We start from the raw sequence: 20,633 nt of genomic DNA on the forward strand, positions 1-20,633 counted from the left end.
AATCACCTCTATCGCGGCTGGCACCGCTCAGAGGTTCAATCGGTTCGGCGCTGCATGCAAGCATTCAGCGCACTCACCTCAATCACCTCTAGCCTGGATGTCGTGACCGACACGATCGACCTGGCGATGCCGCGCGTTCCCGGCGTCCGGGGCAGGCTCAAGGATACCCCGGGGGTCGGACCCAAGCGGGTGCTGCTCGCCTCTCCCCGTGGATACTGCGCGGGTGTGGATAGAGCCGTCGTCGCCGTGGAGAAGGCGCTCGAACGCTACGGTTCCCCGGTGTACGTGCGCAAACAGATCGTGCACAACATCCATGTCGTCTCCACCCTCGAGAAGCGGGGCGCCATCTTCGTCGACGACGTCGACCAGGTGCCCGAGGGAGCGCACGTGGTCTTCAGCGCACACGGCGTCGCGCCCTCGGTCGTGCAGGCGGCATCCGACCGCGGACTGCGAGCGATCGACGCCACGTGCCCCCTTGTGACCAAGGTGCATCGCGAGGCCGTTCGGTTCGCGCGCGACGACTACGAGATCCTCCTGATCGGCCACGCAGGGCACGAGGAGGTCGAGGGCACGGCGGGCGAAGCTCCCGAGCACGTGACGCTGGTCAACGGGCCCGACGACGTCGATTCCATCGAGGTCCGGGATCCGGAGCGCGTCGTGTGGCTGTCGCAGACGACGCTGTCCGTCGACGAGACCATGGAGACGGTTCGCCGGCTGCGTGAGCGGTTCCCGAAGCTCGCCGACCCGCCGAGCGATGACATCTGCTATGCGACCCAGAATCGTCAGGTCGCCATCAAGAAGGTGGCGCAAGAGGCGGAGCTCGTGCTCGTGGTGGGATCCGCGAACTCCTCGAACTCGGTGCGCCTCGTCGAGGTCGCCCTGGAGAACGGCGCGAAGGCCGCTTATCGCGTGGACTACGCGAGCGAGGTGCGACAGGAGTGGCTCGACGGCGTGACGACCGTCGGGGTGACGAGCGGCGCATCCGTTCCCGAGATCCTCGTTCAGGAACTGCTCGACGACCTCGCGGATGCCGGGTTCGGCGATGTCGAGATCGTCAAGACCGCAGAGGAGGACCTCATGTTCTCGCTGCCCAAGGAGCTGCGGCGCGACGAATCGGGATCGCAGGATGCCCGCGCACTCGGAGGCCGTGCCCGATGAGCGACCCGGCTGCCCGCCCGCGACCGCAGTACGGCGAGTACGCGACGCCGGAACAGCAGCGCGCCGCCATCAAGGCGCCGGAGACCAACCCGCACTATGCGCCGCCGGAGGAGCTTCGGTCGTACCAGGCAGCATCCGCTGCAGCGCCGACGAACGCGGACGATCGGTTCACCTCGCAGGGCGAGGCCGGCTCCGACCGTCCGGCCGACTCGACCGCGCTTCGCCATCCGGCCGACCGGGTGGTGACGATCGCGCTTCTCGTGCTCGGCCTCTACAACGTCATCACGACCGTCGCCGGCCGAGGCGGCATCGCCGACCAGATCGATGCCGCGTACCAGAGCATGGGCCTGGCCGGGAATTACGTCGTCACGCCGCTCACCGGGATCGTCGCGGATGTCGTCGCCGTCGCGTTCCTCGTGCTGTGGGTCGCCGCGGCTGCCCTGTCGAGCTGGGCCATCGTGCGCGGAAGGATGGCGTTCTGGATACCGCTGGCCGCCGGAGTTCTCGCGAGCATCGTGAGCGGCGTCGGCTACTTCATCCTCTTCCTGCACGACCCCACGTTCCTGGCGTACATGCAGCACCTGTAGCAGCGCTCCGGTGGCACGCATGCCTCCGGCACACCGCTCGGACAGGCTCAGTGCCGCTGGGGAGTGCCGGGCAGCAGGCGTGCTGCTAGACAGCGCTCGGCAGCACGCTTGCGTCCGCGTAGAAGCGGATGGCGCCGCCGGTCGGCGACACCCTCCGCGTCGCCGGCTGCTACTTGTTCGACAGCGACTTGCCGGCCGATCCCAGCTGCTGGGTGGCCTCGACGACGCGCTGCGCCATGGCCGTCTCCGCCACCTTGCCCCAGGCCCGCGGGTCGTACTGCTTCTTGCTGCCGACCTCGCCGTCGATCTTGAGCACGCCGTCGTAGTTCTCGAACATGTACCCGGCGACCGAGCGGGTGAACGCGTACTGCGTGTCGGTGTCGATGTTCATCTTCACCACGCCGTTCGACACCGCCTCCTTGATCTCCTCGTCCGACGAGCCCGACCCGCCGTGGAAGACGAGGTCGAGGGGCAGCGGGCCCGTGCCGAATCGCTGCTGGATGCCCTCCTGGATCTCGCCCAGCAGTTCGGGACGCAGCTTCACGTTGCCGGGCTTGTAGACGCCGTGCACATTGCCGAAGGTCAGGGCGGCGATGTAGCGGCCGTTCTCGCCGAGCCCGAGGGCTTCGACGGCCTTCGTCACGTCGCCGACCGTCGTGTAGAGCGCCTCGTTGGTGCCTTCGTGCTTGACGCCGTCCTCTTCGCCGCCGACGACGCCGATTTCGACCTCGAGGATGGCGTTGATCGCCCTCGTGCGCTTGAGCATCTCCTGCGCGATCTCGAGGTTCTCATCCAGCGGCACGGCCGAGCCGTCCCACATGTGCGACTGGAAGATCGGGTTGCGCCCCGCCTTCACCTCCTCTTCGGATGCCGCGATGAGCGGAAGCACGAAGTCCTCGAGGGCAGGCTTCGGGCAGTGGTCCGTGTGCAGCGCGACCGTGATCGGGTAGCTCTTGGCCACCTCCGTCGCGAACTTCGCGAACGCCAGTGCCCCCGTCGCGCGGGCCTTCACCGTCTGGCCGGCGAAGTAGTCCGCTCCGCCCGTCGTGACCTGGATGATGCCGTCCGACCCGGCCTCCGTCAGCCCCTGGAGGATCGCGTTGACGGACTGCGAGGAGGAGGCATTGACGGCCGGGTAGGCGAATCCGCCCTTCTTCGCTCGATCGAGCATCTCGGCGTACTGGTCCGGGGTGGCGATGGGCATGACGTCTCCTCAAGAAGCAGGGGCGGATTCAGGCACGAGTCTAGTCAGTGCCCTGGAAGCGCGACCGGATGCCCGTGCATCCGGCATCCCGCGCTCGGCTCCGCACCGCCTGAGGCCTGCAGGCTCGGGGACTCGGGGACCGGGGGCCTGGAAACCCGGAGGCTCGGGGACTGGGGGCCTGGAAACCCGGAGGCTCGGGGACTGGGGGCCCGGAAACCCGGAGGCTCGGACAGAGGCCGGTGCCGCGCCTTCACGGATCGTGAAGAAGTCCAAAACATTCGCGGTCGTGTCCGCTGAACGCGTCAAGTTCTGTTCCTAGCGTTGAATCGAGCGGAAGATTCGTGGCAGATCGGCCATGAGGCGCGAAAGTGGAGGAGCCAGACGTGCATCCCGAGGTGATCGATCGGCCGGCCGAGACGACGGAGCAGGTCCAGCAGACGGTTCCGGCGGCAGGGACGCTTCGGCCCGACCGGAACCTCGCGCTCGAGCTCGTGCGCGCGACGGAGGCCGCGGCGATCCGCGCGACACCGTGGATCGGGAAGGGCCGCAAGAACGACGCGGACGGCGCGGCCGTCGACGCGATGCGCGCGTTCCTCTCCACCGTGGACTTCGACGGCGTCGTGGTCATCGGGGAGGGGGAGAAGGACAGGGCGCCCATGCTCTTCAACGGCGAGCACGTCGGAACCGGCAGCGGGCCGGCCTGCGACATCGCCGTCGACCCCATCGACGGCACCTCGCTCACGGCGGCAGGCCGCCAGAACGCGCTCTCGGTCATCGCCGTCAGCGATCGCGGAACCATGCTGGACGCCTCGGGCGTGTTCTACATGGACAAGATCGTGACCGGACCCGAGGGCGCGGGCGTGGTGGACATCCGACGGCCGGTCGGCGAGAACCTGCGGGCACTCGCCGGCGCCCTCGGCAAGGACATCAGCGATCTGCGCGTCGCCGTGCTGGATCGGCCGCGTCACACCCGGCTGATCCAGGAGATCCGGGATGCCGGCGCCGGCACCCGCCTCATGCTCGACGGCGACGTGGCAGGAGGCATCAACGCCGCCCGGCCGGACACACGGATCGACGCGTGCATCGGCATCGGCGGCAGCCCGGAAGGCATCACCACGGCGTGCGCCATCAAGGCGCTCGGCGGGTTCATGCAGACGCGGCCGGCGCCTCGTGACGCCGCGGAGCGTGAGCGGGCGATCGCATCCGGACTGGACCCGGAGCGGATCTACGAGCTCGACGATCTCGTGGCCGGCGACAACACGATCTTCGTGGCGACCGGCGTGACGGACGGCGGTCTCGTCGACGGCGTGCGCCGTGACGGTCCGATCATCCGCACGAGCAGCATCGTGCTGCGCTCCACGTCGGGCACGATCCGCCGGATCGCCGCCGAGCACCTCGCCTCGAAGTGGTGGTGAGGCGCGCCGGGAGTGCGCTCGTCCCTGACCGCTCAGCGGCGGCGGTCGCCGATCGCGATGGGCTCCACCGCATCGTCGGCGTCGTAGTCCGCCGCGACGTCCAGGGCGCCGACGAGCTCGAAGGCCGTGAGCTCACGCGGGCTCTCTTCCAGTCCGGTGAGGTTCGGGATGATCTTCGACTCATCGAGTGCGCCGAGCTTGCGAGCAGAGGGCAGCACCTGACGCTCCAGTGAGCCGACGAACTTGTTGTAGTCGTTCACGGTGCCCTTGATGGCACGGCCGAGCTTGTCGATGTGGGCGGCCGTGGTCGCCAGTCGGGAGTACAGCTCCCGACTCAGGTCGAACAGAAGCTTGGCGTCGTGCGTGAGCACATCCTGCTGCCAGCTGAAGGCGACCGTCTTCAGCACCGACCACAGAGTGACGGGCGACGCGAGCGCCACGCGCTTGCCGAACGCGAACTCCATGATGGTCGGGTCGGCCTCCATGGCGGCCGACACCAGCGACTCGCTCGGGATGAACGCGATGACCATCTCCGGGGAGGCGTCCAGTCCGGCCCAGTACGTCTTGCCGCCGAGCGTGGTGATGTGGTCGCGCACCGCTTTCACGTGCTGCTTCATCAGCGCATCGCGGCGTGCTCGTTCGTCGCCGGACGCCGTCGCCGGGATCTGACTCGCTTCGAGGAACGCGTTGAACGGGGCCTTCGCGTCGACGGCGATGTTCTTGCCGCCTGGGAGGTGCACCACCATGTCGGGACGGCCGGCGCCGGCATCCGACGTGATGCTGGACTGCACGTCGAAGTCCACGCGCTCGAGCAGGCCGGCGGCCTCCACCACGCTGCGCAGCTGGGTCTCGCCCCAGACGCCCCTCGTGCTGTTCGATCTCAGTGCGGACGCGAGCGCCTCCGCCGTTCCGCGCAGCCGCTCCTCGGACTCCGAGGCGGAGCGCAGCTGCTGGGCGAGCTCGCCGTGCTGTCTGCTGCGCTGCTCCTCCAACTCGGCGACCTTCTTCTGCATGCCCTGCAGCGAGTCCCGCACCGGTGCCAGTGCCTGCAGCACCCTGCTCTCGGCCTGCTCGCGCTCACGCTGGGCGAGGAGCTCCCGGCGCTGTCGCTCCGCGAGCTCCTCGTACTGCTCCTGCTGACGCTGGATGCTCTCGCGCAGGCCCTCCGCCGTCGCGGTCACCGCGGCCAGCTGCTCACGCAGCGTGGCCTGGGCGAGCTGCTCCTGAGCGCGAACCTCGGCGAGCTCAGCCGCATGCCGAGCGGCCACCACCTCGGGACGCTCCTCCGCCGTCGTCGTCCCGCCGGTGCCCCGGCGCGCGTACGCGACGCCGCCGAGCGCACCTGCGGCGGCGCCGACGAGGAGGCCGACGATGAGGAAGAGAACGTCCATGTCTTCATGCTGGCAGCCCCCACCGACATCCGATTGAGGCCTCGCCATGGATGCTCGCATCCATGGCGATGCCGATTGAGTGATGTTGACCGGCGAAGCCGGGAGTACATCCGATTGAGGCCTCGCCATGGATGCTCGCATCCATGGCAGCCCCGGAGCTCAGGCGGCTGCGGCGACGTCTCCGATGCGGCCCATGCGCACGGAAACGAGTGCGGCGAGCTCCGCGAGGTCGTCTGCGCCATGGCGCTTCGCCGCGTGCACGATGATGGCCGCGCACGCCTGGGCATCCGCCAGCGCCTGGTGATGCTCGAAGTCCTCGAACCCCGCCGCCATGGCCGCGACGGGCAGCCGGTACGAGTCGAGCGTGTACGTCTTGCGTGCCACCTGAAGGCTGCAGAGGTAGTCGTAGCCGGGGCAGGGGATGCCCGTCGCCGCGCATGCCCCGCGGATCACGCCCATGTCGAAGCCGGCGTTGTGGGCGACGAACGCATCCGTCCCCGCGAACGCGACGAGGTCGGCGAACTGCTCGACCCAGCCGCGGGCGTGTCTGACGTCGTGCGACCGGATGCCATGGATGCGCGTGTTCCACTCCACGAATTCGTCGTGACCGGGAGGCGGCTTGATGAGCCAGTTCGCCGTGTCCACCACGCGGCCGTCGCGCACCTTGACCATTCCGACCGAGCACGCGGACGCGCTGCTGGAGTTCGCGGTTTCGAAGTCGATGGCGGTGAAATCCAGTGACACGCCGTCATGCTCGCACCGAGGTCCGTCGCCGCAGGCACCGTGCACGGCGAGCCTCGGTATTGCGTCTTCCCGAAACGCGATATATCGTGAGTTGACGGTTCACCGCCCGCCGCGTTGCGAATGTCGGTGGCACCGGGCAGGATGCTCGGCACACCCGAAAGCGCACCTCACATCTCAAGCACCCCGCACTCAATCGGAGTATCTCGTGCTGCTCAAGCTCCTCGTCCGTTATCTCAAGCCGTACGGCTGGCTGCTGCTCGGCGTTCTCGTGTTCCAGTTTGCGTCCGCGCTCGCGAGTCTCTACCTGCCCAGCCTCAATGCCGACATCGTCGACAACGGCGTCGCCAAGGGCGACACCGGCTACATCTGGCGCAACGGCGGCGTCATGCTCGCCATCTCGCTCGGCCAGATCGTGGCATCCGTCATCGCCACGTTCTTCGCCGCGAGGGCCGCGATGCGGCTGGGCCGCGACGTGCGCGACGATGTCTTCGAGCGCGTCTCCGCGTTCTCCGAGCGCGAAGTCACGACGTTCGGTGCCGGCTCTCTCATCACCCGCAACACGAATGACGTGCAGCAGGTGCAGATGCTCGCGATGATGTCGGCCACGTTCTTGGTCTCAGCACCGCTGCTCGCGATCGGCGGCATCATCCTCGCCGTTCGGCAGAGCGTGAGCCTGTCCTGGCTTATCGCCGTCGCGGTCCCGTTGCTGCTCATCGTCGCGGCGCTCGTCATCAGCCGGATGGTTCCGCTGTTCCGCAGCTACCAGAAGCGGCTGGACGGCGTGAACCGCATCATGCGCGAGCAGCTGACCGGCATCCGCGTCATCCGCGCTTTCGTGCGGGAGCCGATCGAGGAGCAGCGCTTCCGCGACGCCAACACGGGCATCCTCGACGTGGGTCGCCGGGTGGGCTCGCTGTTCGTGCTGCTGTTCCCGGTCGTCATGCTGATCCTGAACATCACGGTGATCGGCGTCATCTGGTTCGGCGGCATCAAGGTGGATTCCGGCGAGGTTCAGATCGGCACTCTGTTCGCCTTCATGCAGTACGTGATGATCATCCTGTCCGGCGTCATGATGGCGAGCTTCATGACGATGATGATCCCGCGGGCGGCGGTGTCGGCCGAGCGCATCGGCGAGGTGCTCGCATCCGACACCTCGTTGAAGCGAGCGGCCGAGCCGGTCGCCGCGTTCCCGTCAACGGGCGCGGTCGAGTTCGTCGACGCCACGTTCACGTATCCCGGCGCGGAGCAGCCTGTGCTCTCCGGGATCACCTTCTCCGCAGCCAAGGGAGAGACGGTGGCCGTCGTCGGCTCGACCGGCGCAGGCAAGACGACGCTCGTCTCTCTCATCCCGAGACTGTTCGACGTCACGGCCGGATCGGTGAAGGTCGGGGGAGTGGATGTCCGCGACGCCGACCTCGAAGCCCTCTGGCGCACGATCGGCCTCGTTCCGCAGCGCCCGTTCCTCTTCACCGGCACCGTGTCGTCGAACCTCCGGTTCGGTCGGGAGGACGCGACGGACGCCGAGCTGTGGCAGGCGCTCTCGATCGCGCAGGCCTCCGACTTCGTCGCCCAGATGGAGGGCGGGCTGGATGCGCGTATCGCTCAGGGCGGCACCAACGTCTCCGGCGGCCAGCGACAACGTCTCGCCATCGCGAGGGCGATCGTGCACCGGCCGCAGATTCTGGTGTTCGACGACTCTTTCTCCGCGCTCGACCTCACGACGGATGCCCACCTCCGCCAGGCCCTGTGGCGCGAGCTTCCCGAGGTGACCAAGATCGTGGTCGCGCAGCGCGTCTCCACGATCACGGATGCCGACCGCATCGTCGTGCTGGAGGACGGCGGCATGGTCGGGCTCGGCACCCACGAGGAGCTCCTCGAATCCAACACGACGTACCGCGAGATCGTGGAATCCCAGCTCGGAGTGGAGGCAGGCCGATGAGCCCCCGCAAGACGAAGAACAGGGCCGGCGCCGCAGAGCGCACCGGTAGCGAGGTCGCGGAACTGAGCGCCGAGGAGAAGGCGGAGCTCGAGCTCGCCGAGCAGGCGAGGATCTCCGCCGACGACTGGACCGGCGGCGTCGCACCGGGGAAGGCCAAGCAGTTCGGGCCGACGTTCCGTCGACTCGTCGGACTACTCAAGCCGAATGCCGTCGCCTTCGTGTTCGTGTCGGTCCTCGGCGCCATCGGGGTCGTCCTCGCGGTGCTGGCGCCGAAGGTGCTGGGCGAGGCCACGAACATCCTGTTCGAGGGCGTGATCTCCAAGCAGTTGCCGCACGGCGTGACGCAGCAGCAGGTCGTCGACCAGCTGAACCAGTCCGGTCAGCACGACCTGGCGAACATCGTCGCCGCGATGCACGACCTCGTTCCAGGGCAGGGCGTCGACTTCACGCGGCTCGGGCAGGTGCTGCTCATCGTCCTCGCGCTGTACGTCGGGTCATCCGTGCTGGCCTGGCTGCAGGGCTACGTGATCAACGTGATCATGGTGCGCACGATGTGGCGGCTTCGCGAGCAGGTCGAGGCGAAGATCAACCGGCTGCCGCTCAGCTACTTCGACCGGGTGCAGCGCGGGGAGCTCATCTCCCGGGTGACGAACGACATCGACAACATCACGCAGATGATGCAGCAGTCGCTGTCGCAGGCGCTGACCAGCGTGCTCACGGTCATCGGCGTGCTCATCATGATGCTGTCCATCTCGTGGCAGCTCACTCTCGTGGCGCTCGTCACGCTTCCGCTGATGGGCATCATCTTCGGCGTCATCGGTCCGCGCTCGCAGAAGGCGTTCGGCATCCAGTGGCGCAAGGTCGGCAGGCTGAACGCCAGGGTCGAGGAGTCGTTCTCGGGCCACGCGCTCGTCAAGGTGTTCGGCCGCGAGAGGAGCTCGCGCGAGGCGTTCAAGGCCGAGAACGAGGAGCTGTACCAGGCCTCGTTCAAGGCGCAGTTCCTGTCGAACACGATGATGCCGGCGATGATGTTCGTCGGGAACCTCACCTACGTGGGCATCGCCGTGATCGGTGCGCTCATGGTGGCAGGCGGTCAGCTGCGGCTCGGTGACGTGCAGGCGTTCATCCAGTACTCACAGCAGTTCACCCAGCCGCTGTCGGAGCTCGGCGGCATGGCGGCTGTCGTGCAGTCGGGCACGGCGTCTGCCGAGCGCGTGTTCGAACTGCTCGACCAGAGCGAGCAGGAGCCGGACGCGGTGGATGCGCCGAAGCCGGTCGACGGCGACGGCACGATCGTGTTCGACCACGTGTCGTTCTCGTACTCGGCAGAGCGTCCCCTGATCCGCGATCTCTCGTTCAGCGTGAAACCGGGCGAGACCGTCGCGATCGTCGGTCCGACAGGTGCGGGCAAGACCACGCTCGTCAACCTCATCATGCGGTTCTACGAGCTCGACGGCGGACGCATCCTGTTGAACGGCCAGAACATCGCCGACCTCACGCGGCGCGACGTGCGCGCGAAGACGGGGATGGTGCTGCAGGATCCGTGGCTGTTCGCCGGAAGCATCAGGGAGAACATCCGGTACGGAAACGCCGACGCCACGGACGAGCAGATCCTCGAGGCCGCGAGGGCGACGTACGTCGACCGCTTCGTGCACTCGCTGCCCGACGGGTACGACACCATGCTCGACGAGGATGCCTCCAACATCTCGGCCGGCGAGAAGCAGCTCATCACGATCGCGCGCGCCTTCGTCGCCCGGCCGTCCGTGCTCATCCTCGACGAGGCGACGAGCTCCGTCGACACGCGCACCGAGCTGCTGCTGCAGCACGCCATGGCTGCCCTCCGCAAGGGACGCACGTCGTTTGTGATCGCGCACCGGTTGTCCACGATCCGGGATGCCGACCTCATCCTCGTGATGGAGCACGGCGACATCGTGGAGCAGGGAACGCACGAGCAGCTCATCCGCGCCGAGGGTGCGTACTTCCGCCTGTACAACTCGCAGTTCGAGCAGGCGGCGTCCGACCTCGACCAGGAGTTCGCCGGCATGCAGGGCGATCCGCTGGCGGAGGAGGCGCGCGAGATCGCCGAGCGCGACGAACCGGATGCGGCAGTGGTCGACTGAGCGGGCCGGTGCCCGCCAACCCGACAGCCTGCGTGGCGGCCGCCTGACGAGAGTCGTCGTGCGCGGTCGTCCTGTCTGGATACGGTCGCCTAAGCACACGGCCGTCTCGACTGAGCCCGCGAGCGTCTCGACTGAACCCGCGGCCTCTCCCTTGAGCACGAGCCCGTCTTGTGCGCACGGGGCCGTCTTGACTGCGTATGCGGCCGTCCTGACTGAGCACGGGGCACTCTTGACTGAGCACGGGGCCGTAGGGTGAGCGCATGGAGCCACGCAACGCCAAGCTCGAGCATGCCCGGTCGTTCGGCGGTGTCGCCGATGTCTACGAAGCCTCGCGCCCCGGCTACCCGGCGGATGCCACCTCCTGGCTCGTGCGGCCGGAGCAGCGTCATGTGCTCGATGTCGGAGCCGGAACCGGCAAGCTGACCCGGGGTCTCGCGGCGGAGGGCAGGGAGGTGGTCGCCGTCGACCCGTCGCCCGAGATGCTCGAGGTACTGCGGTCGACGGTGCCCGGTGTGCAGACTCTGGTCGGAACGGGGGAGCGGCTGTCGTTGCCCGACCAATCGGTGGATGCCGTCACGTACGCACAGGCCTGGCACTGGGTCGACCCGGTCGCTGCCTCGGCGGAGGCCGGCCGCGTGCTGAAGCCGGGAGGCTCGCTCGGCCTGGTGTGGAATTTCCGCGACGAACGCGTCGACTGGGTGCGCGAGCTCGGTGTGGCGATGCATGCCGACGGTGACCAGTACACGGAGGGCATGGACGACGATCCCCATGTGGGTGCCCCGTTCGGCGAGCCGGAGCGCGCCGCGTTCGAGTGGACCCAGCCGTTCGACCGGGAGGGCCTCCTCGATCTCGTGCGCTCGCGCAGCTACTTCGCGGTCATGACGCCTGCAGACCAGGCGCAGACGCTTTCTGCGGTTCGCGAGCTGCTGGCGACGCATCCGCAGGTAGCCGGTCGAGAGACCATCGAGCTCCCGTACGTCACACTCGCCTTCCGCTACCTTCGCCCCTGAGAGTTTCGACTCCGCTCACTGATGGCCGGGCATTCCGACGGCCACAGGGGCGGTGCACGGCCGCCGGATACGATGGATGCCCGTGGCTCTCACTATCGGCATCGTCGGCCTGCCCAACGTCGGCAAGTCCACCCTCTTCAACGCGCTGACCAAGAACCAGGTGCTCGCGGCGAACTACCCGTTCGCCACCATCGAGCCCAACGTCGGCGTGGTGAACCTGCCCGACCCGCGCCTGCAGACGCTGTCCGATCTGTTCCATTCGGAGCGCATCGTGCCCGCCACGGTGAGCTTCGTCGACATCGCCGGCATCGTGCGCGGCGCATCCACCGGCGAAGGTCTCGGCAACCAGTTCCTCGCGAACATCCGCGAGGCGGATGCCATCGCCCAGGTCGTGCGCGGATTCGCCGACTCCGACGTCGTGCACGTGGAGGGCGAGGTGAACCCGGCGAACGACCTGGAGACGATCGGCGCGGAGCTCATGCTCGCCGACCTCCAGACGCTCGAGAAGGCGGTCGTCAGGTACGAGAAGGAGGTGCGCGGTCGCAAGCTCGACGCCTCCGTGCTGGAGGCGGCGCTGGCGGCGAAGGACGCGCTGGAGCGGGGCGTGCTGCTGTCGGCATCCGGACTCGACCTCGCTCCGATCAGAGAACTCGGACTGCTCACCTCGAAGCCGTTCATCTTCGTGTTCAACGTCGACGAGGCCGTGCTGACGGATGCCGCTCGCAAGGCGGAGCTGGCCGCTCTCGTCGCCCCCGCCCAGGCCGTGTTCCTCGACGCGAAGATCGAGTCCGAGCTCATCGACCTCGACCCCGAGGATGCCGCCGAGCTGCTCGCCTCCACCGGGCAGGACGAGAGCGGGCTCGATCAGCTCGCGCGCATCGGATTCGACACCCTGGGTCTGCAGACGTTCCTCACCGCGGGCCCGAAGGAGTCGCGCGCGTGGACGATCCACAAGGGCTGGAAGGCCCCGCAGGCCGCCGGCGTCATCCACACCGACTTCGAGAAGGGCTTCATCAAGGCGGAGGTCATCTCGTTTGCCGACCTCGTCGAGCTCGGCTCGGTGCACGAAGCGCGAGCACACGGCAAGGCGCGCCTGGAAGGCAAGGACTACGTCATGCAGGACGGCGACGTGGTGGAATTCCGCTTCAACAACTGACCCGTCGCCGGTGACGGATGTCTGTGCAAGGCTGGCCCCATGCCCGAGTCACCCGAGGTACAGGCGCTCGCCGATCAGGTCGGTGAGCGGCTCGCCGGCAGCACGCTCACCGCGGTGGACGTGCTGGAGTTCCGCGTGATCAAGACGCGGGCTCGCCAGCCGGAGTCGCTCGTGGGAGAGCGCGTGACGGGGGCACGCCGTTACGGCAAGCTGGTCGACCTCGAGTTCGGCGATACGCACCTTGTGATCTCACTCGGCAGGCATGGCTGGGCTCGGTGGGGAGACGCCGAGCTGCCGCCGGACCCGCCGCCCGCCCTGGCTCTGCTCGACTTCGACGATGGCACCCGGCTGGAGCTGACGGATGCCGGCGGGTGGGTCTCCCTCGGAGCCTGGGTGGTCGACGACCCGCTCGACGTCTCGACGGTCGCGGCACTTGGACCGGACCCCGCCGACCCCGGCTACACTCGCGCGGACTTCGACCGGGCGTTCGGGGGACGGCGCAAACAGCTCAAGGCGATCCTCGAGGAGCAGAAGTCGATCTCGGGGATAGGCAACGCGTACTCCGACGAGATCCTGTTCGCAGCGCGGCTGAACCCGGTCTCGCACTCGTCAGACCTCGGCGACGAGGAACTCGACCGGCTGTGCGAGCAGACGGTCGCGGTCATCCGGTCGGCCACGGACGCGCGTCGCGGCATCCCGATCGCCGATCTGAAAGCAGCGAAGACGGAGGCGATGCAGGTGCACGGTCGCACGGGGGAGCCGTGCCCGGACTGCGAGGGAACCATCCTCGATTTCGCGTTCGCTAGCACGACAGCGCAGTACTGCCCGTCGTGTCAGACCGGGGGAGTCATCCTCCCGATCTGACACGACCTCGCGGCCTGCCACAACGCTGCACCCTGGCAGGGCGCTGCGGGTCAGACCGTCTGTCCCTCGTGCTTGCCCTCGCCGAACTCCTCGATGGTCTTCGCGTTGAAGGCGGGAAGGTCGTCGGGGGTCCGGCTCGTCACGAGCCCCTGATCCACGACGACTTCCTCGTCCACCCAGTCGGCGCCGGCGTTGCGCAGATCGGTCTGGAGGCTGCTGTAGCTCGTCATGCGCCGTCCGTCGACGACGCCGGCCTCGATGAGCGTCCACGGCGCGTGGCAGATGGCGGCCACAGGCTTGTGCTGCTCGAAGAAGGCTTTCGCGAAACCGACGGACGGCTGGTCCATGCGCAGGTGATCGGCGTTGACGACGCCTCCGGGCAGCACGAGCGCATCGAAGTCGGATGCCTGCACGTCGGACACCGCAGCATCCACCGGTTGCTCGTGCCCGTTCTTGCCCGTGATGCTGCCGGACTCGGGCGAGACCATCGTCAGCGTGGCACCGGCGGTCTGCAGCGCCTCCCACGGCGAGGTCAGCTCGGCGTCTTCGTACCCGTTCGTCGCCAGGAAGGCGACCTTCTTGCCGTTCAGTTCTCCGCTCATGCAGACGACCGTACGAGCGGGCTGCTGCGGGCTCCCAGGGGTTGACAGCCCTCGGGCCCGAGCACGTCCCGAACGTCGGGTTGCCGGGCCGACCCCGTCCAACTGACCGGGCCGGCCCCGTCGAGCTGACCGGGCCGGCCACACGCCCCGTCGGGCCGCGCCGCCGCACCCCACGCGCCATGGGTGCACGCGCCCCACGCGCCACCAGTGCACGAACCGCTGGCAGACTGGCCCGATGCCTGACGCTCTCTTCGACGACCCGCGTTTCGCGCGTCTCTACGACCCGCTCGATCCGGATCGCGGCGATCTCGACGTGTATGCCGCCATAGTGGACGAGTTCAAGGCGCAGACCGTGCTGGACGTCGGATGCGGCACGGGCACCTTCGCGTGCCTGCTGGCGAGGTCCGGGCGGAACGTGGTGGGCGTCGATCCGGCGCGCGCGTCCCTCGACGTCGCCCGCACGAAGCCGGGCGCTGAGTCCGTCCGCTGGATCCACGGCGACGCGACGACCTTGCCGCCCCTCACTGCCGATCTGGCCTTCATGACGGGGAACGTTGCTCAGGTGTTCCTCACCGACGAGGAGTGGATGGCGACGCTCGCGGGCATCCACTCTGCGCTGCGCCCTGGCGGCAGGCTTGTCTTCGAGTCACGAGACCCCGAGAAGCAGGCCTGGCGGGAATGGACGCGCGAGCGCACCTACATCGACACCCAACTCAAGGGAGTCGGCCGAGTGCGCACGTGGACCGACCTCGCCGAGGTCGCACCACCGTTCGTCACGTTCGAGAGCACGCTGATCCTGCCGAGCGGCGAGACGCTCCACTCGACGTCCACCCTGCGGTTCCGCTCCCGCGACGAGCTCGAGCGCTCCCTCGTCGAGGCCGGGTACACGGTGGACGAGGTACGCGACGCGCCGGACCGGCCTGGCCGGGAGTTCGTGTTCGTCGCGCGCGCCGTCAGTTCGTGACGGCGTGCTCGACGCTCATGACGAGGATGACGCGGTCGGCACGGTCGGCAGGCGGCTGCACGTCGGCGTCCCCGTACCGCTTTCCGAGCCGCACGTAGAACTCGCCCTCGGGATCCGGGATCACCTCCACGAGCCGTCCGCGCACCTCGAGGAACCGGTAGAAATCGCGTTCGCGCACCACGGAGAGGCTCATCGACGGGTTGCGGCGCAGATTCCGGTACTTCTGACGCTTCGTGGTGTGCGTGAACCGGATGTGCTCGCCGTCGAACTCGAACCACATGGGGTTGACCTGCACGGTGTCGTCCGGGCGAACGGTGCCGAGGAACCCGAAGTTGGGCTCTTCGAGCATGGGCAGCAGGTCGGAGGGGATGATGTCGGAAGCCGTCATCCCTCCATCCTGGCGGTCCTTCCCTGGTCCCGCTCGTCAGGCGTCTGCCCCATGCCGCGCACTGTCTCGACTGCGTCGACGAGGGCATCCACCGCGTGCGCGAGGTCGTCGCGGGATGCCGTCGTCCAGCTGAAGCGAACGGCAGTGGATGCCTCGTCATCGGCCAGGCCCAGTGCCGTGAGCACGTGGGACGGCTCGGTCCGGCCCGCAGCGCACGCCGACCCGCTCGAGGCGACGACGCCGCGCCGTTCGAGCTCCAGCAGCACGGTCTCGCCGTTGACACCATCGATGACGAACGAGGCATGACCGGCGATGCGCTCGCGCGGATGCCCGGTCAGCCGTGCCCCAGGCACGCGCGACAGCACGGCGTCGACGAACTCGTCTCGCGCGGCATCGGTCGTGCCCACGCAGGCGGCGGCGTGGGCACGACGCTCCTGCTCCGCCGCCTCGAGAGCGGTCGCGAGCGCCACGGTGAACGCCACGTTCTCGGTGCCGGAGCGGCGCCCGCGTTCCTGTCCGCCGCCGTGCAGCACGGGCTCCAGCGGGATGCTGCCGCGCACGAAGACCGCGCCGGACCCCTTCGGCGCCCCCACCTTGTGTCCCGAGAAGGAGAGCGCGTCGACGCCGAGCGCTGCGACATCGAGCGACAGCTTTCCGGCCGCCTGCACCGCGTCCGTGTGGAAGCGTGCGCCCGCTTCGTGCGCCGCCGCCGCAAGCTCGGCGATCGGCTGCACGGTCCCGATCTCGTTGTTGGCGTAGGCGATGGACACCAGAGTGGTGTCCGGTCGCAGCACGGAGCACAGCGCATCCGCCGTCACGCGTCCGTCGCCATCCACCGGCACGAAGTCCACCGTGAAGCCGTACACCCGGCGCAGGAAGTCCGCAGACTCCAGCACCGCCTCATGCTCGGTCGCCACCGTGACGAGGTGGAGTCCGCGCGGCTCCGCGAGCGCGATCCCCTTGATGGCCAGGTTGTCACCTTCGGTTCCGCCGGAGGTGAAGACCACCTCGGATGCGCGGCAGCCGAGCACGGTGGCGACGCGGCGGCGGGCATCCTTCAGCGCCTCAGCGGCGCGCAGCCCGGCCTCGTGCGTGCTCGACGGGTTGCCGTATTCGCCCGTGAGGTAGGGCCACGCGGCCTCGAGCGCAGCGCGGCGCACCGGTGTGGTGGCCGCGGCGTCGAGGTAGAGCGTGGACATGATCAGCCGGCTTGCGGTGCGAGTGCGGGCGCGTCGACCTCGACGTCGAGACCGAGATCGAGCGAGCGCACGCTGTGGGTCAGGGCACCGACCGAGATGATGTCCACGCCCGTCGCCGCGATCGCCGCGACCGTGTCGAGGTTGACGTTGCCGCTGGCCTCCACGATCGCCCTCCCGCCCACGAGGGCGACGCCTTCGCGCAACTCGTCCGGCGTGAAGTTGTCGAGCATGATCGTGTCGACGCCTCCGGCCAGCACGGGCTCGATCTGGTCCATGCGGTCGACCTCGACCTCGAGGTGCGTGGTGTGCCCGAGACGCTCGCGCACCGATCGGATGGCGTCGGTCACCGAACGACCGTCCGCGGTCAGCACGGCGAGGTGGTTGTCCTTCGCCATGACCGCGTCGGAAAGCGAGTTGCGGTGGTTCCTGCCCCCGCCGCACACCACGGCGTGGCGTTCCAGGGCCCGCAGGCCCGGCGTGGTCTTGCGCGTGTCCACGATGCGTGCCCGGGTTCCCGCCGCAAGCCGCACGTACGCGGCCGTGAGCGTCGCGATGCCGCTCATGCGCTGCACGAGGTTCAGTGCGACGCGCTCGCCGCGCAGGATGCCGCGCGCAGGCCCGGACACGGTCGCGAGCGTCTGCCCCTTCGAGAACGACTCGCCGTCGGCGACGAGCACGTCGATGTCGAGCCGCTCGTCCACGGCGAGCATGGTGCGCGTGAGCACGCCGCCGCCGGAGAACACGCCGCTCTCCCTGGCGACGAGGCGCGCTGTGGCTGTCGCCTGCTCGGGGATGAACAGCTCGCTGGTCACGTCGCCCCACGGCGCATCCTCGTCGAGGGCGGCCAGGACGACGCGGTCGATGATCTGCTGGGTCAGCACGCGGCGACCACCTCTCCGATGAAGCCCTCCCGGGCGCTGAGCCGGTGCGAGGAGCCGATGGCCGCCTCGCCCGCCCGGTTGACCATGATGCTGTGCTCGCCTGTGGCGTCCGTCTCGGGGAAGTCACGACGGAAATGCGCGCCGCGCGACTCCCCGCGGGCCAGCGCGGACAGCACGACGAGCCGGCCGATGGTGAGCAGGTTGCGCTCCTCCAGTTCGGCGATCGCCGAGCTTGCGCGGTCCGCGCGGCCGGCATCGCCGCTCGTGCCGCGCTGCAGGCGATCGAGGTGGCCCAGCGCCTCGGTCAGCCCGTCGGCGTCGCGCTCGACACCGGCGAACCGCCACATGACGTCCCGCAGCTCGTCGGCAGCCGACGGTGCGCCATCCGTTCCCACCCGCTGTTCGCCCGGCTCCGCCGACGCGGTCCAGGTGTCCGTGAGAGGAGAAGCCGGCAGTTCCGACGCGGACAGCGCGTCGGCGGCACGCGCGGCGAACACGAGTCCCTCCAGCAGCGAGTTGGAGGCCAGGCGGTTCGCACCCTGTGCACCGGTGCACGCCGCCTCACCGACGGCGAACAGCCCGGGGATGCTCGTGCGCGCCCAGGCATCCGTCCTCACCCCGCCCATCCAGTAGTGGGCCGCCGGCGTCACCGGAATCGGCTGCCTCGCCCAGTCGAGACCGGCCGCGTCGCACGCGGCCTGGATGGTGGGAAAGCGCCTGGCGAGGAACGCGCGTCCGAGGCGGGTCGCATCCAGCAGCACGGGCGAGCCGTTCTGCAACTGCATCTGCCTGGCGATGCCGCGAGCCACGATGTCGCGGGGGGCGAGCTCGGCATCCGGATGCACACGCGTCATGAACCGCGAGCCGGAGGCGTCGACGAGCACGGCACCCTCTCCGCGGACGGCTTCGGAGACGAGGGTTCCGCCCGGTGCGGCGAGGGCCGTCGGGTGGAACTGGTAGAACTCCAGGTCGGCCAGCTCGGCGCCCGCCCGCCACGCCGCGGCCACCCCGTCTCCCGTGGCGACGGCCGGATTCGTCGTGTGGGCGTACAGTCGGCCGGCGCCGCCGGTGGCGAGCACGACGGCCTCTGCCGCCAGCGTCGACCTGTTGCCGCGGTCGTCCACGACGCGCGCGCCCACGACTCTCGACTCCTCGACCACGATGTCGGCGAGCATCGTGTGCTCCAGGATGCGCACTCCCGATGCCCGCACGCGGGCCGCGAGCGTCAGCTCGATCGCGCGCCCCGTCGCGTCGCCTCCCGCGTGCAGCACCCGCGCCCGCGAGTGAGCGGCCTCGAGCCCACGAGCGAGGCCTGCTCCTTCGCGGTCGAACGGCACGCCGGAGCCGATGAGCTCCCGAACGCGCGCCGGACCCTCCGAGCAGAGGATGCGCACGGCATCCTCGTCGCCGAGGCCCGCGCCGGCCAGAAGCGTGTCCGCGACGTGCAGGTCGACGTCGTCATCGTCGAAGAGCGCGGCCGCGATCCCGCCCTGCGCGTAGAGCGTGTTGCTCTCCTCGAGCGAGCCCTTGGTCAGCAGCGTCACGTCGGCGAACGACGAGACCCGCAGCGCCGTGGTGAGTCCGGCGATGCCGCTGCCGACGACGATCACGCGGGGCATGCTCAGGCCGCCATCGTGGTGTCGGGGCGCGCCGCGAGCATCCGCTCCAGCGCCACTCGCGCGTCGGACGCGACGTCGTCGGAGACGCGCACCTGGTTGACCACCGTTCCGTTCACGAGCGACTCGAGAACCCAGGCGACATAGCCGGGGTGGATCCGGTACATCGTCGAGCAGGGGCAGACGACGGGGTCCAGGCAGAAGATGGTGTGCTGCTGGTACTCGGCCGCGAGCCGCTGCACGAGGTTGATCTCCGTTCCGATGGCGAACGTCGAACCGGCGGGCGCCGCCTGGATCGCCTTGACGATGTAGTCGGTCGACCCGTACTCGTCGGCGGCATCCACGACCTCCATCGAGCACTCCGGGTGCACGATCACGCGCACGCCGGGATACGTCGCCCTGGCCTGCTCGATCTGGGACACGGTGAACCGCTTGTGCACCGAGCAGAACCCCTGCCACAGGATGACGCGGGCATCCAGCAGCGCGTCCGCGTCGTTGCCGCCGAGCGCCTTGCGCGGGTTCCACATGGGCATCCGCTCGACCGGGATGCCCATCGCCTTGGCCGTGTTGCGTCCCAGGTGCTGGTCGGGGAAGAACAGCACGCGCTTGCCGCGCTCGAACGCCCAGCGCAGCACCGTGGACGCGTTCGACGACGTGCAGACGATGCCGCCGTGCCTGCCGCAGAACGCCTTCAGGGCTGCCGAGGAGTTCATGTACGTGACGGGGATGACCGAGGCGAGCCCGTCGCTCTCCGCGCTCTCGTCGGAGTAGACGCCCATGAGCTGGTCCCACGCCTCCTCCACGGAGTCGATGTCGGCCATGTCGGCCATCGAGCATCCCGCTGCCAGGTTGGGCAGGATCACGCTCTGCTCGCGCGAGGTGAGGATGTCGGCCGTCTCGGCCATGAAGTGCACACCGCAGAACACGATGGCCTCAGCTTCGGGGTGCGCCTTGGCGGCGTTCGCGAGCTGGAACGAGTCGCCGACGAAGTCCGCGAACTGCACGACCTCGTCGCGCTGGTAGAAGTGTCCGAGCACCATGACGCGGTCTCCCAGCGTGCGCTTGGCGGCTCGGATGCGGTCGGCCAGCTCGTCCGCGGACGCGTCGCGGTACTCCTGCGGCAGCTCGCCCTGCACGGGCGAGTTCACCGGGATCGGGTCGGCCATGGATGCTCCGGGTCCGTAGCCGGGCATCCCGAGGTCGAAGGCCCACGGTGCTTCGACGAGTTCTGGTGTACAGGTCTCGCCGGACTCCGCGCCGGATTCGATGAGGCGGATGGTGGTGTCGACGGAGGCTGTCAGGGTCATGGGATGCCTTCTCTGCTGTGGAACGACTGGCTGTGGAACGACTGGCTGTGGAACGGCTGCTTCTGCGGTGGGAATGGTGCGGGGGTCG

At 68.8% G+C, this 20,633-nt stretch carries 18 protein-coding genes; 9 read left to right on the top strand and 9 right to left on the bottom strand.

Annotated features, from left to right (window positions below; genetic code table 11):
* Positions 1-126: 126 nt before the first annotated feature.
* Both VHB92_RS15170 and VHB92_RS15175 read left to right on the top strand, forming a co-directional pair.
* Entirely contained in the window at positions 127-1,158 is a 1,032-nt protein-coding gene (locus tag VHB92_RS15170; RefSeq protein ID WP_325454655.1) for a 4-hydroxy-3-methylbut-2-enyl diphosphate reductase, read from the top strand.
* Positions 1,155-1,745 carry a DUF6264 family protein gene (locus VHB92_RS15175; protein ID WP_325454603.1) on the top strand — a complete coding sequence of 197 codons (591 nt, stop codon included), beginning with the start codon at positions 1,155-1,157 and terminating at the stop codon, positions 1,743-1,745. Before VHB92_RS15170 ends, VHB92_RS15175 begins: the two co-directional genes overlap by 4 nt.
* 169 nt (positions 1,746-1,914) lie before the next feature.
* Here VHB92_RS15175 and fbaA read toward each other — a convergent pair whose 3' ends face one another.
* Entirely contained in the window at positions 1,915-2,949 is a 1,035-nt protein-coding gene (fbaA, locus tag VHB92_RS15180; protein WP_325454604.1) for a class II fructose-bisphosphate aldolase, read from the bottom strand.
* Between the two features lie 398 nt (positions 2,950-3,347).
* On the opposite strand from fbaA, the gene glpX reads away from it, so the two are divergent.
* Positions 3,348-4,364 (top strand): class II fructose-bisphosphatase, encoded by a 1,017-nt coding sequence (glpX, locus tag VHB92_RS15185; protein WP_325454656.1) that lies wholly within the window; start codon positions 3,348-3,350, stop codon positions 4,362-4,364.
* A gap of 32 nt (positions 4,365-4,396) precedes the next feature.
* On the opposite strand, the gene rmuC is transcribed toward glpX, so the two are convergent.
* Together rmuC and VHB92_RS15195 are read right to left on the bottom strand one after the other, a co-directional pair.
* The gene (gene rmuC / locus VHB92_RS15190) at positions 4,397-5,755 is read right to left on the bottom strand and encodes a DNA recombination protein RmuC (RefSeq protein ID WP_325454605.1); all 1,359 of its coding nucleotides are present in this window, start codon (positions 5,753-5,755) and stop codon (positions 4,397-4,399) included.
* A 159-nt stretch (positions 5,756-5,914) separates the two neighbouring features.
* The gene (locus tag VHB92_RS15195) at positions 5,915-6,499 is read right to left on the bottom strand and encodes an exonuclease domain-containing protein (protein WP_325454606.1); all 585 of its coding nucleotides are present in this window, start codon (positions 6,497-6,499) and stop codon (positions 5,915-5,917) included.
* A gap of 205 nt (positions 6,500-6,704) precedes the next feature.
* Between VHB92_RS15195 and VHB92_RS15200 the strand changes: the two genes are divergently transcribed.
* From VHB92_RS15200 to VHB92_RS15220, 5 genes are all read left to right on the top strand, one after another.
* Positions 6,705-8,438, top strand: a complete 1,734-nt coding sequence (locus tag VHB92_RS15200) for an ABC transporter ATP-binding protein (protein WP_325454607.1) — start codon at positions 6,705-6,707, stop codon at positions 8,436-8,438.
* Positions 8,435-10,558, top strand: coding sequence for an ABC transporter ATP-binding protein (locus VHB92_RS15205; RefSeq protein WP_325454608.1), 2,124 nt, complete (start codon positions 8,435-8,437; stop codon positions 10,556-10,558). The genes VHB92_RS15200 and VHB92_RS15205 overlap by 4 nt, the downstream gene beginning before the upstream one ends.
* A gap of 260 nt (positions 10,559-10,818) precedes the next feature.
* Positions 10,819-11,568, top strand: a complete 750-nt coding sequence (locus VHB92_RS15210; protein WP_325454609.1) for a class I SAM-dependent methyltransferase — start codon at positions 10,819-10,821, stop codon at positions 11,566-11,568.
* Positions 11,569-11,650: 82 nt separating this feature from the next.
* Positions 11,651-12,724: a redox-regulated ATPase YchF gene (gene ychF / locus VHB92_RS15215; protein WP_325454610.1), complete on the top strand. Its 1,074-nt coding sequence runs from the start codon at positions 11,651-11,653 to the stop codon at positions 12,722-12,724.
* Between the two features lie 39 nt (positions 12,725-12,763).
* Entirely contained in the window at positions 12,764-13,588 is an 825-nt protein-coding gene (locus tag VHB92_RS15220) for a DNA-formamidopyrimidine glycosylase family protein (protein ID WP_325454611.1), read from the top strand.
* Between the two features lie 50 nt (positions 13,589-13,638).
* Here VHB92_RS15220 and VHB92_RS15225 read toward each other — a convergent pair whose 3' ends face one another.
* Positions 13,639-14,190: a type 1 glutamine amidotransferase domain-containing protein gene (locus VHB92_RS15225; protein WP_325454612.1), complete on the bottom strand. Its 552-nt coding sequence runs from the start codon at positions 14,188-14,190 to the stop codon at positions 13,639-13,641.
* Positions 14,191-14,425: 235 nt separating this feature from the next.
* On the opposite strand from VHB92_RS15225, the gene VHB92_RS15230 reads away from it, so the two are divergent.
* Positions 14,426-15,154 (top strand): class I SAM-dependent methyltransferase, encoded by a 729-nt coding sequence (locus VHB92_RS15230; RefSeq protein WP_325454613.1) that lies wholly within the window; start codon positions 14,426-14,428, stop codon positions 15,152-15,154.
* Here the strand turns inward: VHB92_RS15230 and VHB92_RS15235 are convergent.
* The 5 genes from VHB92_RS15235 to nadA are packed head-to-tail and all read right to left on the bottom strand — an operon-like array spanning position 15,144 to position 20,545.
* Positions 15,144-15,542 carry a PPOX class F420-dependent oxidoreductase gene (locus VHB92_RS15235; protein WP_325454614.1) on the bottom strand — a complete coding sequence of 133 codons (399 nt, stop codon included), beginning with the start codon at positions 15,540-15,542 and terminating at the stop codon, positions 15,144-15,146. The two genes, VHB92_RS15230 and VHB92_RS15235, sit on opposite strands and share 11 nt — an antisense overlap.
* Positions 15,539-16,741 carry a cysteine desulfurase family protein gene (locus VHB92_RS15240; protein WP_325454615.1) on the bottom strand — a complete coding sequence of 401 codons (1,203 nt, stop codon included), beginning with the start codon at positions 16,739-16,741 and terminating at the stop codon, positions 15,539-15,541. The genes VHB92_RS15235 and VHB92_RS15240 overlap by 4 nt, the downstream gene beginning before the upstream one ends.
* Positions 16,742-16,743: 2 nt before the next feature.
* Positions 16,744-17,622 (bottom strand): carboxylating nicotinate-nucleotide diphosphorylase, encoded by an 879-nt coding sequence (gene nadC / locus VHB92_RS15245; RefSeq protein WP_325454616.1) that lies wholly within the window; start codon positions 17,620-17,622, stop codon positions 16,744-16,746.
* Positions 17,616-19,241, bottom strand: coding sequence for an L-aspartate oxidase (nadB, locus tag VHB92_RS15250; protein WP_325454617.1), 1,626 nt, complete (start codon positions 19,239-19,241; stop codon positions 17,616-17,618). The genes nadC and nadB overlap by 7 nt, the downstream gene beginning before the upstream one ends.
* A 2-nt stretch (positions 19,242-19,243) precedes the next feature.
* Positions 19,244-20,545, bottom strand: coding sequence for a quinolinate synthase NadA (gene nadA / locus VHB92_RS15255; RefSeq protein ID WP_325454618.1), 1,302 nt, complete (start codon positions 20,543-20,545; stop codon positions 19,244-19,246).
* Between the last annotated feature and the right edge of the window lie 88 nt (positions 20,546-20,633).

The sequence above is a fragment of the Humibacter sp. genome (genome assembly GCF_035547335.1).
In the GTDB taxonomy this organism is placed as follows: Bacteria; Actinomycetota; Actinomycetes; order Actinomycetales; family Microbacteriaceae; genus Humibacter.

Bases quoted from the DNA above. Each gene is read 5' to 3' on its own strand.
- VHB92_RS15170 (WP_325454655.1), top strand. From the start codon at position 127: ATGCCGCGCGTTCCCGGCGTCCGGGGCAGGCTCAAGGATACCCCGGGG.
- VHB92_RS15175 (WP_325454603.1), top strand. From the start codon at position 1,155: ATGAGCGACCCGGCTGCCCGCCCGCGACCGCAGTACGGCGAGTACGCG.
- fbaA (WP_325454604.1), bottom strand. From the start codon at position 2,949: ATGCCCATCGCCACCCCGGACCAGTACGCCGAGATGCTCGATCGAGCG.
- rmuC (WP_325454605.1), bottom strand. From the start codon at position 5,755: ATGGACGTTCTCTTCCTCATCGTCGGCCTCCTCGTCGGCGCCGCCGCA.
- VHB92_RS15205 (WP_325454608.1), top strand. From the start codon at position 8,435: ATGAGCCCCCGCAAGACGAAGAACAGGGCCGGCGCCGCAGAGCGCACC.
- VHB92_RS15210 (WP_325454609.1), top strand. From the start codon at position 10,819: ATGGAGCCACGCAACGCCAAGCTCGAGCATGCCCGGTCGTTCGGCGGT.
- VHB92_RS15220 (WP_325454611.1), top strand. From the start codon at position 12,764: ATGCCCGAGTCACCCGAGGTACAGGCGCTCGCCGATCAGGTCGGTGAG.
- VHB92_RS15225 (WP_325454612.1), bottom strand. From the start codon at position 14,190: ATGAGCGGAGAACTGAACGGCAAGAAGGTCGCCTTCCTGGCGACGAAC.
- VHB92_RS15230 (WP_325454613.1), top strand. From the start codon at position 14,426: ATGCCTGACGCTCTCTTCGACGACCCGCGTTTCGCGCGTCTCTACGAC.
- VHB92_RS15235 (WP_325454614.1), bottom strand. From the start codon at position 15,542: ATGACGGCTTCCGACATCATCCCCTCCGACCTGCTGCCCATGCTCGAA.
- VHB92_RS15240 (WP_325454615.1), bottom strand. From the start codon at position 16,741: ATGTCCACGCTCTACCTCGACGCCGCGGCCACCACACCGGTGCGCCGC.
- nadB (WP_325454617.1), bottom strand. From the start codon at position 19,241: ATGCCCCGCGTGATCGTCGTCGGCAGCGGCATCGCCGGACTCACCACG.
- nadA (WP_325454618.1), bottom strand. From the start codon at position 20,545: ATGACCCTGACAGCCTCCGTCGACACCACCATCCGCCTCATCGAATCC.